The organism is Burkholderia cepacia (genome assembly GCF_001718835.1).
GTDB classification, from domain to species: Bacteria; Pseudomonadota; Gammaproteobacteria; order Burkholderiales; family Burkholderiaceae; genus Burkholderia; species Burkholderia cepacia_F.
Genome location: NZ_CP013444.1, coordinates 3,369,312 through 3,381,727 on the forward strand (window position 1 = coordinate 3,369,312; position 12,416 = coordinate 3,381,727).

The window sequence follows — 12,416 nt, forward strand, 5'->3', positions numbered from 1 at the left end:
CGTTACGGCTACGTTGGCGGTTGCTTCGGCGCTCGTCTCAGCGCTTGTATGCCTGCAGGCCCGGCTTGATCGTCTTGTCGTCGAGGAACTGCTTCAGCCCCTGCTCACGGCCGCGCTCCGGATCGCGCAGCTGCGCCTGGTCGAGCTTCGCATACAGGTAATCCTCGCACTGCTCCCACGTGAGTTCGCGCGAACGCTTGAAGCCGTGCTTCGCCGCGCGCAGCACGACCGGGTTCTTGTCCATCAGCCGCGCGGCGAGCGCGATCGTCGCGTCGCGCAGGCCGGCCAGCGGCACGCTGCTGTTCACGAGGCCCATTTCCGCCGCGTCCACGCCGGTGAACGTGTCGCCGGTCATGATGTAGTGCAGCGCGCGACGATGCCCGACCGTGTCGGCCATCGCCTTGCTGACGAGGTTGCCCGGCGGGATGCCCCAATTGATCTCCGACAGCCCGAACACGGCCTCGTCCGCGGCGATCGCGAGATCGCACGCGACGAGCGGCGAGAACCCGCCGCCGAAACACCAGCCGTTCACCATCGCGATCGTCGGCTTGTTGTACATCCGCAGGCGGCGCCACTGCCATTCCGATGCGTCGCGGCGCACCTTTTCCTGCAGCGCGTCGGAGCCGCCGTCGATCTCGCGGAAATACTCCTTCAGGTCCATGCCGGCGGTCCACGCGGCGCCCGCGCCGGTCAGCACCAGCACCTTCGCTTCGTCGTCGAACTCGACCGCGTCGAGGACTTCCAGCATCTCCCGGTTCAGCGTCGGGCTCATTGCGTTGCGCTTCTCGGGGCGGTTCAGCGTGACCCACGCGATGCCGGCCTCCACGTTCACTTTCACGGTCTGCCAGCGGTTGTCGTACTTGCTCATGTCTGTTCCTGTCGTTCGTTCCGGTGCGATTCGGTGCGCAACATTCCTGCTGCGGACGGCTTCATTTAATATCAGGCTACCTGATATTGCAAGCGTCATGAGCGGCGGTGTAAACCCGGATCGGGTGTCCTGTCGGGGATATCCGGGACAGCGAACTACCGGCGGTTTCGTGGGGTCGGGTACGTCAGCCGCGCAGGTTGCGCGAGAACAGTTCGAGCGCGCGCTGCACGTGCGCGGCGTCGTCGGACGAGATGTCGCCGAGCATGCGCGCCTCCAGCGGGCGCAGCACGGCTTCGCATTCGCGCAGCATCGCCGCGCCTGCATCGGTCAGCGTCAGCAGGATGATGCGACCGTGCGACGGGTCGGCCTCGCGCGTGACGAAACCGCGGGCGGCCATCACGCTCATCACTTCGTTCGCCGATTGCGGCGTGATCCACGAGCGCTCGGCCAGCTGCGCGTTCGACGATGCGCCGCGCGCCTCGAGCACCGACAGCGCCGTGTATTGCGCGAGCGTGATGCCGAGCGGCGCGAGCGCGTCGGTCATGTGACGGCGCAGCAGCCGGTCGAGGCCGCCGATCACGTAGGTCAGGCGTTGTTGCACGCGGGCTTTCGGCTTGTCGCCCGTGGCGCAGGCGGCGCTTTTCGCGTTCCTGGAATTCGCGGACTTGGTCGGTGCGGAACTCATGGTGCGGGCGGGATGGAATTGCGGGCCATCTTACCAGCACGCGCGTGCGGTTCACGCCATCAGCCGCGCACCGTACGCCTGAACGGGAACCGCGCGGCCGGCAAGCCCGCGTATCGCGTCTGCGCAACGAACACGCCGCCTGCATGCCCGTCACCGGCCAGCGCGTCATCGCTCAGCCCGACGCGCGCGCTCGTCACATACAACCGGCCTTCACCGTCGATCGCGACGCAGCTCGGCTGCGCGGTCGGCACGGCGATACGCTCCGTCTCGACCCCGTCCGGTCCATAACGCACCACCCTTCGGCCGCCCCACTGCGCATTCCACAATCCGCCGTCGCGATCCATCGTCGACCCGTCCGGGTCGCCGTCCGCATCCGTCAGCCTCGCGAACGGCCGCACGCCGGACGCGCCCGCGCGGCCGTAGTCGCAAACGAGGATTTCGCGCACCAGCGAATCGCAGAAATGCATCTTCGTGCCGTCCGGCGAGAACGCGATGCTGTTCGCGATCGCGGCCGCGGGCAACGCGAGCCGCTCGAGCGTGAGATCGGGATTGAGCCGGTAGAACCCGCCGACCGCGCGCGGCGGCTCGCCGCCTTCGTCCTTCATCCCGAACACGAACGCGCCGAACGGATCGCAGCGCCCGTCGTTCAGCCGCGTCGGCAGATCGGGTTCGACGTCGACGATCCGCGTAAATGCACCGGTGCGCAGGTCGAAGAACGCGAGATGCGTCGCGAGCCCGACGAGCAGCACGTCCGGATCGTGCGTCAGCGCGAAGCACGCGAGCCGTTCGGGCATCGGCCACTGCGCGAGGTCCGAGCCGTCCGCGCGGCAGCGCCACAGCCGCGCACCTTCGATGTCCGTCCAGTACAGCGCGTGCGTCGCGTCGCACCACGTCGCGCCTTCGCCGAGCGTGTTGCGGCTGTCCACGAGCAGCGTCGCCCGCGCCGCCTGAATCTGCTGTTGCATGCTGTCTCCAGAATGTCTGCCTGTATTCGCGCGCAGCCGCCCCGACAGCATCCGGCCCCGCCGTCAGACCCGCATCGCGCGCCGCTGGTTGCGACGATACTGGTCGAACAGCACCGCGAGCAACAGAATTCCGCCGCGTATCAGATATTGGTAAAAGGTCGGCACATTCAGCAGGCTCATCGCGTCCTGCACGGAGCCCATGATCAGCACGCCGACGAGCACGCCGGAGATCGTCGCGACGCCACCCGTCAGCGACACGCCGCCGAGCACGCACGCGGAGATCACGCCGAGTTCGAGGCCGACCGACGTCTTCGGATCGCCGAGGCTCATCCGCGACGCGAGCATCACGCCGGCGAAGCCCGTCACGAGCCCCTGCAGCACGAACACCGCGATCTTGATGCGCATCACCGGCAGCCCCGCGAGCAACGCCGCCTCGCCGTTGCCGCCGACGGCCAGCACGTTCTTGCCGAACACCGTCCGACGCAGCAGGAAGCCGAACACGACGAAGCCGACGATGTTGCTCCAGATCGGATACGAGATGCCGAGGAACGACCCGCCGCCGAGATCGAAGAAGCGCTCCTCGGAGATCATCACCGCGTCGCCGTTCGACGTGATGAACGCGAGCCCGCGCACGACTTCCATCATCGCGAGCGTGACGATCAGCGAGTTGATCCGCCAGCGCGCGATCAGCACGCCGTTCACGAGCCCGACCGCACCGCCCGCGAGCACGCCGGCCGCGATGCCGAGCACGACGCTGTGCGTCGCGGTGATCAGCGTCGACGCGACGACGCCCGAGAACGCGACGATCGACGCCACCGACAGGTCGACTTCGCCGAGCGCGAGCACGAACATCATCGTCACCGCGATCGAGCCGATCAGCGTGACCGACAGCAGCAGGCCCTGGATGTTGCGCGGCGTGAGGAAGTCCGGCACCGTCAGCGACAGCGTCGCGAACAGCACGAGGAACACCATCACGATGCCGGAGCGGTTGATCAGTTGCCACACGCCGCCGCGCGGGCGCGCCGCCGGCGCAGGCGTGTCGGGGGAAGGGGAAGTGCCTTGAGGTTGCATGGCTTGGCTCATGTCGTTACTCGTTTCCGTTCACGTTTCGCTTCGGTCCTGCTTTCGCGCCGCTAGCGCGGCAGCGCGAGCTTGATCAGCGCGTCGGGCGTCGCCTGCGCCTTCGCGACCTCGCCCGCGATCCGTCCTTCCTTCATCACGATGATCCGATCGGACACGCCGATCACCTCGGCGAGATCGCTCGACACGAGGATCACCGTGCGGCCCGCTTCCGCGAGTTCGTAGAACAGGTTGTAGATTTCCGCGCGCGCGCCGACGTCGATGCCGCGCGTCGGCTCGTCCATCAGGAACACCTCGATACGCTCCGCCAGCCAGCGCGCGAGCACGACCTTCTGCTGGTTGCCGCCCGACAGCGCGCCGATCGGCGTGTCGCCGTCGCGGGTCTTGATCGCGAGCCGCTCGATGTATTTCCGCGCCAGCTCGCGCTCGCGCCGCCCGGCGAGCAGCACGCGCGCCGGGCTGAAATGGCGGCGCGCGCTGATGTTCAGGTTGTCGGCCACCGACGCGATCGCGACGATGCCTTCCTGCTTGCGGTCTTCCGGGCACAGCGCGAGGCCGGCGCGCACCGCGTCGCGCGGGCTCCCGAACGCGACGCGCCGCCCGTTCAGTTCGACGTGTCCCGCGCTCGGGCGCGCGGCGCCGTACAGCAGCTTCATCAGCTCCGAGCGGCCGGCACCGACCAGCCCGAAGAAGCCGACGATCTCGCCGCGCCGCGCGGTGAACGACACGGGCTCCGCGAGCCCGGGCCCTGCCAGCCCCTTCGCCTCGATCAGCACGTCGCCGGGTGTGCGCGGCCGGTAGCCGTACACGTCCTCGATCGAGCGGCCGACCATGCAGCCGATCAGCCGGTCGCGGTCGAGATCGGTCACGGATTCGAACGTGTCGATGCGGCGGCCGTCGCGAAACACGGTCACGCGGTCGCACAGTTCATACACTTCCTCCATCCGGTGCGTGACGTAGATGATCGCGCGGCCTTCCGCGCGCAGCGCACGGATGATACGGAACAGTTGCGCGGTCTCGCGCGCGGACAGCGAACTCGTCGGTTCGTCGAACGCGATCACGCGCGCGTCGCGCATCAGCGCCTTGCCGATCTCGATCATCTGGCGCTGACCGATCGACAGATGCTTGACCGGCGTGTTCGGGTCGATGCGCTCGCCGAGCCGCTCGAGCTCGCGCGTCGCCCGCGCGACCAGCGTGCGCGCGTCGACCACGCCGAGCCGGCTCGGCAGCTGCCCGAGCATCAGGTTTTCCGCGACCGTCAGCTCGGGCACCAGATGCAGCTCCTGGTAGATGATCGCGATGCCGGCCTCCAGCGCCGCGCGCGTCGACGCGAAGTGCTGCACCGTGCCGTTCAGCGTCAGCGTGCCGGCCTGCGGCTGGTTCACGCCGGACAGCACCTTCAGCAGCGTCGACTTCCCCGCGCCGTTCTCGCCCATCAGCCCGTGCACTTCGCCCGCGCGCACCGACAGCGACACGGCGTCGAGCGCGCGCACGCCCGGGAACGTCACCGTGATGCCGTCGAGCGCGAGCAGCGCATCGCGGGTGGTCACGGCGTCGGGCCGCGTAATCGTGTCCGTCGTCATCGCGTCCTCGCCGGCCGTCGTCAGATGCCGAGCTCGGCGCGCACGGCCTGCCAGTTCGCGCGCGTCATCAGCTTGCCGCTCGTCTGCGTGTCGGCCGGCGGCGTCTTGCCATTGCGGATCCAGTCGACGAGGTTCTGCGTGCTGTCCTTGCCGTGGTTCGTCGAGCTGACGGCGATCGTCCCGTAGAAGCCGGTCGGCTCCTTCTTCTGGAATTCGGCGAACGCCTCGCCCGCACCGTTGATGCCGACGCCGATCACGTCGGCGGCCGGGATGTGCAGCTGTTCGGTCGCGCGCACCGCGCCGAGCACGGTTTCCTCGTTCAGCGCGTAGACCACCCACTTCTTGATGTTCGGATGCCGCGCGAGCACCGGCGCGGCCGCGCTGAAGCCGCCTTCGTCGTCGGTCGTCTTCTGCGGCGCGTCGAAGATGTTCGCCTGGAGGAAACCGTTCGCGAGCAGCGCCTGCGTCGCGCCGTCGGTGCGCAGCTTCGCGGTCGGCAGCTCGTAGTTCGTGATCCGCAGCGCGCCGACTTCCTCGGGCTTCCAGCCGCGTCGCTTCATCTCGTCGGAAATCGCCTGGCCGACCTGGTTGCCGATCTTGGTCGCCGACATCCCGAGGTGCGGCACGTTCGACAGCGGCTTGCCGGTCGAATCGACGAGCTGGTCGTCGACGGTCACGAACTTCATGTTGTAGCGCTTCGCGCGCGCGGCGATCGCCGGCCCGAGGCGCACGTCGGGCGCGCAGATCACGAAACCCTGCGCCCCTTGCGAACCGAGGTTGTCGATCGCGGCCAGCACCTTCTCGCCGTCGGGCGTGCCGATCTTCACGACCGAGAAATTCTCCTTCTGGCCGAGCGCGGACGCCGCGTTCTGCTCGTTGATGAACCATGCCTGCTCGGGCATCTTCACCAGGAAGCCGATCTTCAGCGGCGCGTCGGCGCGCGCGGCGCCCTGCATGCCGAGCGGCGCGATGCAAAGCGCGGCGAGCAGCGCGCGCAGCGTGTATCGGCGAATCGTGTGGGTCGTGCGGTTCATGCGGTGTCTCCTTGTATTGGCCTGGGTCTTCAACATCCGTCGTGCACGGTCGCAGTGGAACGCGCCGGCACGATGTCAGCGTCCGAACGCGTCGGTCTGCACGCGCCGGCCGAACAGGAACGCATCGGCGACGAGGCGCAGCGGCCGCACGTCGACGTCGCTTTCGCCACGCGCGATCTTGCCGATCCCGATCACGCCCAGCGAAATCACCTTGCTCATCTGCGTTCCTCCTTCGCCGGCCGCTCAGTGCGCCCAGCGCAGCACGAGCGGATCGAGCCGGCGCGCGATCGCGAGCAGTTCCGCGCGCGTGTCCGGATGCAGTTCCGGCATCGGATGCCGTGGCCGCTCGCACGCGATCACGCCGCCTTCGCGCATCAGCGCTTTCGCGGTGAGGATCCCGGACTGGCGGTTCTCGTGGTTGATCAGCGGCAGCCACGCCTGATAGCGCGCGAACGCATCGTCGTGCCGGCCTTCGCGGAACGCTTCGAGAATCGGCCGGATGCCGTCCGGAAACCCGCCGCCCGTCATCGCGCCGGACGCGCCGGCATGCAGGTCGGCGAGCAGCGTGATCGCCTCCTCGCCGTCCCACGGCCCCTCGATCGCGTCGCCGCCGAGCCGGATCAGCTCACGCAGCTTGTTCGCCGCCCCGGGCGTCTCGATCTTGAAGTACGCGACCTGCTCGATCTCGCGCGCCATCCGCGCGAGGAACGGCGCGGACAGCACCGTGCCGCTCGCGGGCGCATCCTGGATCATGATCGGGATCGCGATCGCGTCCGACACGCGCGCAAAGAAATCGAAGACCTGCGCTTCCGGCACGCGGAACGTCGCGCCGTGATAAGGCGGCATCGCCATCACCATCGCCGCGCCGAGCTGCTGCGCGCGCAGGCTGCGCGCCGCGCACACCTGCGTGCTGTAGTGCGACGTCGTGACGATCACCGGCACGCGGCCCGCGACGTGTTCGAGGATCGTGCGCGTGAGCACGTCGCGTTCGTCGTCGGTGATCGCGAACTGCTCGGAGAAATTCGCGAGGATGCACAGCCCGTCGGAACCCGCGTCGATCATGAAATCGACCGCGCGTTTCTGGCTCGCGAGGTCGAGCTCGCCGGTGTCGGTGAAGGTCGTCGGGACGACGGGGAAGATGCCGCGATAGCGCGGCGGACGGCTCGTGGTCATGATTCGGGTCCTGCGTTCGAAACGGCGGTCAGCCGGAAAAGGGTCGCGATTCACGGGCGGGCGCGCCCGCGGCCGGCTGCGGCGCGCGCAGCGCCGCGCGGACCACGAACGTGATCAGCACCGCGAACAGCAGCGTCGCCGCAAGGAAATACAGGCCGGCAGCGAGGCTGCCGGTCGCCTGTTTGATCAGGCCGATGCCGTACGGCCCGACATAGCCGCCGAGATTCGCGAGCGAGTTGATCGCCGCGATGCCGACCGCCGCGCCCGTCCCGGTCAGGAATTCGCCGGGAAGCGCCCATACGACGGCCTGGATCGAGTAAAGCGAGAATGCCGTGAGACAGATGAACAGGAACTGCAGCGCGGGCTGCCGCGCCCATGCGCTCGCGGCCACCGTCAGCGCGGCCGCGGCCGACACAACGACGATGTGCCGGTAGCGGTCGCCCGTGCGATCCGAATGGCGCGGCACGATCAGCAGCCCGATCACCGCGAACAGGTACGGCACGGCGGACAGCAGGCCGGTGGCCGCGTCGCCCGCGCCGAACGCGTGAATGATCGACGGCAGCCACAGCGACAGCCCGTAGATGCACAGCGGGAACGGCAGGAACAGGGCCGCGAGCAGCAGCACGCGCCGGTCGGCCAGCGCGGCGAGCGGATTGCGGTGCACGTCGGGGCGGTAGGCCTCGCGATCGGCGGCGAGCTGGCGCGCGATCCAGCGCCGTTCGTCGTCGCTCAGCCAGCGCGCACGGTCCGGCGAATCGGGCAGCAGCCGTAGCGTCGGCCACGCGAGCAGCACGGCCGGCAGGCCGCTCACGACGAACAGCAGCTGCCAGTTCGACAGCCCGAACAGCCCGTGCGTGGTCAGCAGCAGCCCCGCGAGCGGGCCCGTCACGATGCCCGCGAGCGGCTGCGCGAGCACGAGCAGGCCGAACACGCGCGCGCGGTCGCGCATCGGAAACCACTGCGTGAGGAAATACAGGATGCCCGGATACAGGCCGGCCTCGGCCGCGCCGAGCAGGAAGCGCAGCGTGTAGAAGCTGGCCGGCCCGCGCACGAGCGCCATCGCCATCGTGATCGCGCCCCACGTCGCGAGGATGCGCGCGAACCATACCCGCGCGCCGAAGCGGTCGAGCGCCAGATTGCTCGGCACCTCGCACAGGAAATAGCCCACGAAGAACAGGCCCGCGCCGAGCCCGTATGCCGCGTCGCTCAGGCCGACGGCCGCGTTCATGTGCAGCTTCGCGAAGCCGACGACCGTGCGGTCGACATAGGCCACCACGTAGATCAGCGCGAGGAACGGCACCAGCTTGCGCGTGAGCATGCGCATCAGCTGCCGTTCGTCGACGGCGGCCGACGGGCCGAATCGAGCCGCGGCCGGGGTCGCGGACGGGTGCTGTGTCGTCGTCATCGTGTCTCCATGGTGGACTGCGCCGGCGTCGTCGCCGGTCCGTCCTGCTTCATCCGTGCCGCGTATCGCGCACGCCGCACCGCACCCTGCTCAATGCGAATGGCTCGGCACGTCCGCGCCGCGCGTGCCGACCAGGAAGTCGAGGTCGCACCCCTCGTCGGCCTGCAGCACGTGATCGATGTACAGCCGTGCGTAGCCGCCCTTGCCGAGCTGCCCGGCCACGCCCGGCGCCGCGGTCGGATCGACGTCCGACAAACGGCGCTGAAGTTCGTCATCGGTAATGTCGAGATGCAGCGTGCCGGCCTCGCAGTCGAGCTCGATCCAGTCGCCGTTGCGCACGGCCGCGAGCGGCCCGCCGGCGGCGGCCTCCGGCGCGACGTGCAGCACGACCGTGCCGTACGCGGTGCCGCTCATCCGCGCGTCGGAAATCCGCACCATGTCCTTCACGCCCTGGCGCAGCAGCTTCGGCGGCAGCCCCATGTTGCCGACCTCGGCCATGCCCGGATAACCGCGCGGCCCGCAGTTCTTCAGCACGAGCACCGAGCTGGCGTCGACGTCGAGCGCCTCGTCGTTGATCGTCGCCTTGTAGTGGTCGAGGTTCTCGAACACGACCGCGCGGCCGCGATGCTTCAGCAGCTCGGGGCTCGCCGCCGACGGCTTCAGCACCGCGCCGCGCGGCGCGAGATTGCCGCGCAGGATGCAGATGCCGCCGTCCGCGATCAGCGGCCGGTCGAGCGGGCGGATCACTTCGTCGTCGTAGTTCGGCGCTTCGCGCACGTTGTCCCACAGCGACTTGCCGTTCACCGTCAGCGCGTCCGGGTGCGGCAGCAGCCCGCCTTCGCCGAGCCGGCGCAGCACGGCCGGCAGCCCGCCCGCGTAATAGAACTCCTCCATCAGGAAGCGCCCCGACGGCATCAGGTCGACGATCGTCGGCGTGTCGCGGCCGATGCGCATCCAGTCCTCCAGTTCGAGCGGCACGCCGATGCGGCCGGCGATCGCCTTCAGGTGGATCACCGCATTCGTCGAGCCGCCGATCGCCGCATTCGCGCGGATCGCGTTCTCGAACGCCGCGCGCGTGAGGACCTTCGACAGCACCAGCCCTTCGAGCGCCATCTCGACGATGCGGATGCCGGACATGTGCGCGAGCACGTAGCGGCGCGAATCGACCGCCGGAATCGCCGCGTTGTGCGGCAGCGCGACGCCGAGCGCCTCGGCCATGCACGCCATCGTCGACGCGGTGCCCATCGTGTTGCAGGTGCCGGCCGAGCGCGACATCCCGGCTTCGGCCGACAGGAAATGATGCAGGTCGATCTCGCCGGCCTTCAGTGATTCATGCAGCTGCCACACGGCCGTGCCCGAGCCGATGTTCCTGCCTTCGAGCTTGCCGTTCAGCATCGGGCCGCCCGACACGACGATCGCCGGCACGTCGCAGCTCGCCGCGCCCATCAGCAGCGCGGGCGTCGTCTTGTCGCAGCCGGCGAGCAGCACGACCGCGTCGATCGGGTTGCCGCGGATCGCTTCCTCGACGTCCATCGACGCGAGGTTGCGCGTGAGCATCGCCGACGGGCGCAGGTTCGATTCGCCGTTCGAGAACACCGGGAACTCGACCGGGAAGCCGCCCGCTTCGGAGATCCCGCGCTTCACGTGCTCGGCGAGCTTGCGGAAGTGCGCGTTGCACGGCGTCAGTTCGGACCACGTGTTGCAGATGCCGATGATCGGACGGCCATCGAACTCGTGATCGGGAATGCCCTGATTCTTCATCCAGCTCCGGTACATGAAGCCGTTCTTGTCGTTCGTGCCGAACCATTGGGCGGAGCGCAGCCTGGGTTTTGTTGCCGACATCGTCAGTCCTGTGGTGACGGGATACCGGCGCAGTCTAGGCAGAATTTTGATAACTGGCTAATGACGTTTTTGGCGATTACGATATCGATTCCGATATCGATATAAACCCGTACGATGCCCGAAGCCAGCCCGTGGGGAAACCGTGGCCGCCTGAAGACGCGCCAGCTTCTGCTGGTCGTCGCGCTCGCCGACGAAGGCAGCATTCACCGCGCGGCGGCCGCGCTGAACATGACGCAGCCGGCCGCGTCGAAGCTGCTGCGCGAACTGGAGGAATCGATCGGCGCGGTGCTGTTCGAACGCCTGCCGCGCGGGATGCGGCCGACGCTGTACGGCGACGCGCTGATCCGTCACGCGCGCGCGGCGCTCGGCAGCCTCGACCAGGCGCACGAGGAACTGGCCGCGCTGAAGGCCGGCCATCTCGGCCACGTGGCGGTGGGCGCGATCACGTCGCCGGGCTTGCGGCTGGTGCCGCCGGCCGTGGCCGCGGTGAAGGGCACGCATGCGGGCCTGCACGTGTCGGTCGAGATCGACACCAGCAACGTGCTGCTCGAACATCTCGCGCAGGAGAAGATCGACATCGTGGTCGGCCGGCTTTCCGCCGAACACGACAAGCTGCGGCTGCGCTACGAGCCGCTGACCGGCGAGTCGGTGGCGGCCGTCGTGCGGACCGGTCATCCGCTGCTCGCGCAGGCGCCGCTGGCGCTCGCGGACGTGCAGCGCGCCGCGTGGGTCGTGCCGCCGGCCGGCAGCGTGTTGCGCCACCGCTTCGATCTCGTGTTCCAGCGCGCAAGCCTCGCGCCGCCGGCGAACCTCGTCGAAACGGCGGCGCTGCTGTTCATCACGCAGTTGCTGGAGCAGAGCGACATGATCGCGGTGCTGGCCGAGGACGTCGCGCGCTACTACGCGCGGCACGGGATCGTCACGGTGCTGCCGCTGGAGATGGATTGCCGGATGGACGATTTCGGCATCATCACGCGCACCGACCGGCTGCATTCACCGGCCGTCGCGGTGATGGCCGACGCGATTCGCGCGGCCGCGCGGGATGTGTACGGAATCGTGCCGTGACGCGGCGGCCGGGCCCTTCGTCGGGGGGCGTCTTCTCCATGGGCGACGCGATCTACCGGAGCGTGAAGCGGCTCGACGACGAGACGCTCGCGCGCGCCGAACTCGTCCATCGCCTGCTCGGCGACTCGAGCGTGCCGCGAACGCAATGCGCGTGCCGCTCGGTCGATGACGGTCGCGCATCTCGAATCGGCCAGGCGCATCGTGATGGGGCTCGTCGAAGGCGGATAACACCGGCGCGCGTGCCGCACGCGCACCGGCCGACATGCCGGACGATGCTACTCCGTGCGCATCCCGATACGAAGCTGATTGCGGAGCGCCGTCACACCGGCGACCTGCTGCGCGGCATTGACCGCCAGCGGAATCTGCACGTTGTCCGGGACGCTACCTGACAGCGTCACCGTGCCGTCGGACGCACGAATCAGGATGCGGCTCGAGTCGAGCCCGCGCGTGCGTGCGAGTGCCGCGGCCACGCGCTTGACGAGCTGCCGGTTCATCTTGCGCCGGGCCCGCGCGGCGTCGCGGTTCGAGCCGGCGGCGCCGGCAACGCCGGCATCGCTCGTCGCAGCGGCAGCCGACACGGCGGTCGATGCAGGCGGCTGGGCAAATGCCGGCGCCGCGGTCGCGACGAGCAGCGCGACGAGCATCATGACGAGTCTGGGATTCGAATGAATCATGTGTGAATTCCGCAAAAGGAGGGAGATCGAACGACGCACCGG

General features: G+C 68.8%; 11 protein-coding genes and 1 pseudogene. 1 reads left to right on the forward strand and 11 read right to left on the reverse strand.

Annotation, left to right across the window (positions count from 1 at the left end; all coding sequences use genetic code 11):
* Window positions 1–37 precede the first annotated feature (37 nt).
* From WT26_RS34795 to WT26_RS34835, 10 genes and pseudogenes are all read right to left on the reverse strand, one after another.
* The gene (locus WT26_RS34795) at window positions 38–868 is read right to left on the reverse strand and encodes a p-hydroxycinnamoyl CoA hydratase/lyase (protein WP_059523138.1); all 831 of its coding nucleotides are present in this window, start codon (window positions 866–868) and stop codon (window positions 38–40) included.
* Window positions 869–1,052: 184 nt separating this feature from the next.
* Complete coding sequence (locus WT26_RS34800) at window positions 1,053–1,553, reverse strand: MarR family winged helix-turn-helix transcriptional regulator (protein ID WP_069275078.1); 501 nt, start codon at window positions 1,551–1,553, stop codon at window positions 1,053–1,055.
* A gap of 59 nt (window positions 1,554–1,612) precedes the next feature.
* The gene (locus WT26_RS34805) at window positions 1,613–2,518 is read right to left on the reverse strand and encodes an SMP-30/gluconolactonase/LRE family protein (protein WP_069275079.1); all 906 of its coding nucleotides are present in this window, start codon (window positions 2,516–2,518) and stop codon (window positions 1,613–1,615) included.
* 63 nt (window positions 2,519–2,581) lie between these two features.
* On the reverse strand, window positions 2,582–3,601 hold the full coding sequence (gene araH / locus WT26_RS34810; protein ID WP_069275080.1) for an L-arabinose ABC transporter permease AraH: 1,020 nt from the start codon (window positions 3,599–3,601) through the stop codon (window positions 2,582–2,584).
* Window positions 3,602–3,651: 50 nt separating this feature from the next.
* Window positions 3,652–5,181: an L-arabinose ABC transporter ATP-binding protein AraG gene (araG, locus tag WT26_RS34815; protein WP_069275081.1), complete on the reverse strand. Its 1,530-nt coding sequence runs from the start codon at window positions 5,179–5,181 to the stop codon at window positions 3,652–3,654.
* Between the two features lie 20 nt (window positions 5,182–5,201).
* Window positions 5,202–6,215, reverse strand: coding sequence for an arabinose ABC transporter substrate-binding protein (locus tag WT26_RS34820; RefSeq protein WP_059665395.1), 1,014 nt, complete (start codon window positions 6,213–6,215; stop codon window positions 5,202–5,204).
* Window positions 6,216–6,290: 75 nt separating this feature from the next.
* Window positions 6,291–6,392 (reverse strand): annotated as a pseudogene (locus WT26_RS37905) (gfo/Idh/MocA family oxidoreductase); the annotation flags it as partial.
* A gap of 66 nt (window positions 6,393–6,458) precedes the next feature.
* Window positions 6,459–7,388 (reverse strand): dihydrodipicolinate synthase family protein, encoded by a 930-nt coding sequence (locus WT26_RS34825; protein ID WP_069275082.1) that lies wholly within the window; start codon window positions 7,386–7,388, stop codon window positions 6,459–6,461.
* A gap of 28 nt (window positions 7,389–7,416) precedes the next feature.
* Window positions 7,417–8,793: an MFS transporter gene (locus tag WT26_RS34830; protein ID WP_069271789.1), complete on the reverse strand. Its 1,377-nt coding sequence runs from the start codon at window positions 8,791–8,793 to the stop codon at window positions 7,417–7,419.
* A 90-nt stretch (window positions 8,794–8,883) separates the two neighbouring features.
* Window positions 8,884–10,635 carry an IlvD/Edd family dehydratase gene (locus tag WT26_RS34835; protein ID WP_059523132.1) on the reverse strand — a complete coding sequence of 584 codons (1,752 nt, stop codon included), beginning with the start codon at window positions 10,633–10,635 and terminating at the stop codon, window positions 8,884–8,886.
* 114 nt (window positions 10,636–10,749) lie between these two features.
* On the opposite strand from WT26_RS34835, the gene WT26_RS34840 reads away from it, so the two are divergent.
* The gene (locus WT26_RS34840) at window positions 10,750–11,700 is read left to right on the forward strand and encodes a LysR family transcriptional regulator (protein WP_069275083.1); all 951 of its coding nucleotides are present in this window, start codon (window positions 10,750–10,752) and stop codon (window positions 11,698–11,700) included.
* Between the two features lie 275 nt (window positions 11,701–11,975).
* Here WT26_RS34840 and WT26_RS34845 read toward each other — a convergent pair whose 3' ends face one another.
* Window positions 11,976–12,374, reverse strand: a complete 399-nt coding sequence (locus WT26_RS34845) for a BON domain-containing protein (RefSeq protein ID WP_230461692.1) — start codon at window positions 12,372–12,374, stop codon at window positions 11,976–11,978.
* Window positions 12,375–12,416 lie beyond the last annotated feature (42 nt).

Excerpts from the sequence above, each read along its gene's own strand:
- WT26_RS34795 (WP_059523138.1), bottom strand. The coding sequence starts at position 868 with ATGAGCAAGTACGACAACCGCTGGCAGACCGTGAAAGTGAACGTGGAG.
- WT26_RS34800 (WP_069275078.1), bottom strand. The coding sequence starts at position 1,553 with ATGAGTTCCGCACCGACCAAGTCCGCGAATTCCAGGAACGCGAAAAGC.
- WT26_RS34805 (WP_069275079.1), bottom strand. The coding sequence starts at position 2,518 with ATGCAACAGCAGATTCAGGCGGCGCGGGCGACGCTGCTCGTGGACAGC.
- araH (WP_069275080.1), bottom strand. The coding sequence starts at position 3,601 with ATGAGCCAAGCCATGCAACCTCAAGGCACTTCCCCTTCCCCCGACACG.
- araG (WP_069275081.1), bottom strand. The coding sequence starts at position 5,181 with ATGACGACGGACACGATTACGCGGCCCGACGCCGTGACCACCCGCGAT.
- WT26_RS34820 (WP_059665395.1), bottom strand. The coding sequence starts at position 6,215 with ATGAACCGCACGACCCACACGATTCGCCGATACACGCTGCGCGCGCTG.
- WT26_RS34825 (WP_069275082.1), bottom strand. The coding sequence starts at position 7,388 with ATGACCACGAGCCGTCCGCCGCGCTATCGCGGCATCTTCCCCGTCGTC.
- WT26_RS34830 (WP_069271789.1), bottom strand. The coding sequence starts at position 8,793 with ATGACGACGACACAGCACCCGTCCGCGACCCCGGCCGCGGCTCGATTC.
- WT26_RS34835 (WP_059523132.1), bottom strand. The coding sequence starts at position 10,635 with ATGTCGGCAACAAAACCCAGGCTGCGCTCCGCCCAATGGTTCGGCACG.
- WT26_RS34840 (WP_069275083.1), top strand. The coding sequence starts at position 10,750 with ATGCCCGAAGCCAGCCCGTGGGGAAACCGTGGCCGCCTGAAGACGCGC.
- WT26_RS34845 (WP_230461692.1), bottom strand. The coding sequence starts at position 12,374 with ATGATTCATTCGAATCCCAGACTCGTCATGATGCTCGTCGCGCTGCTC.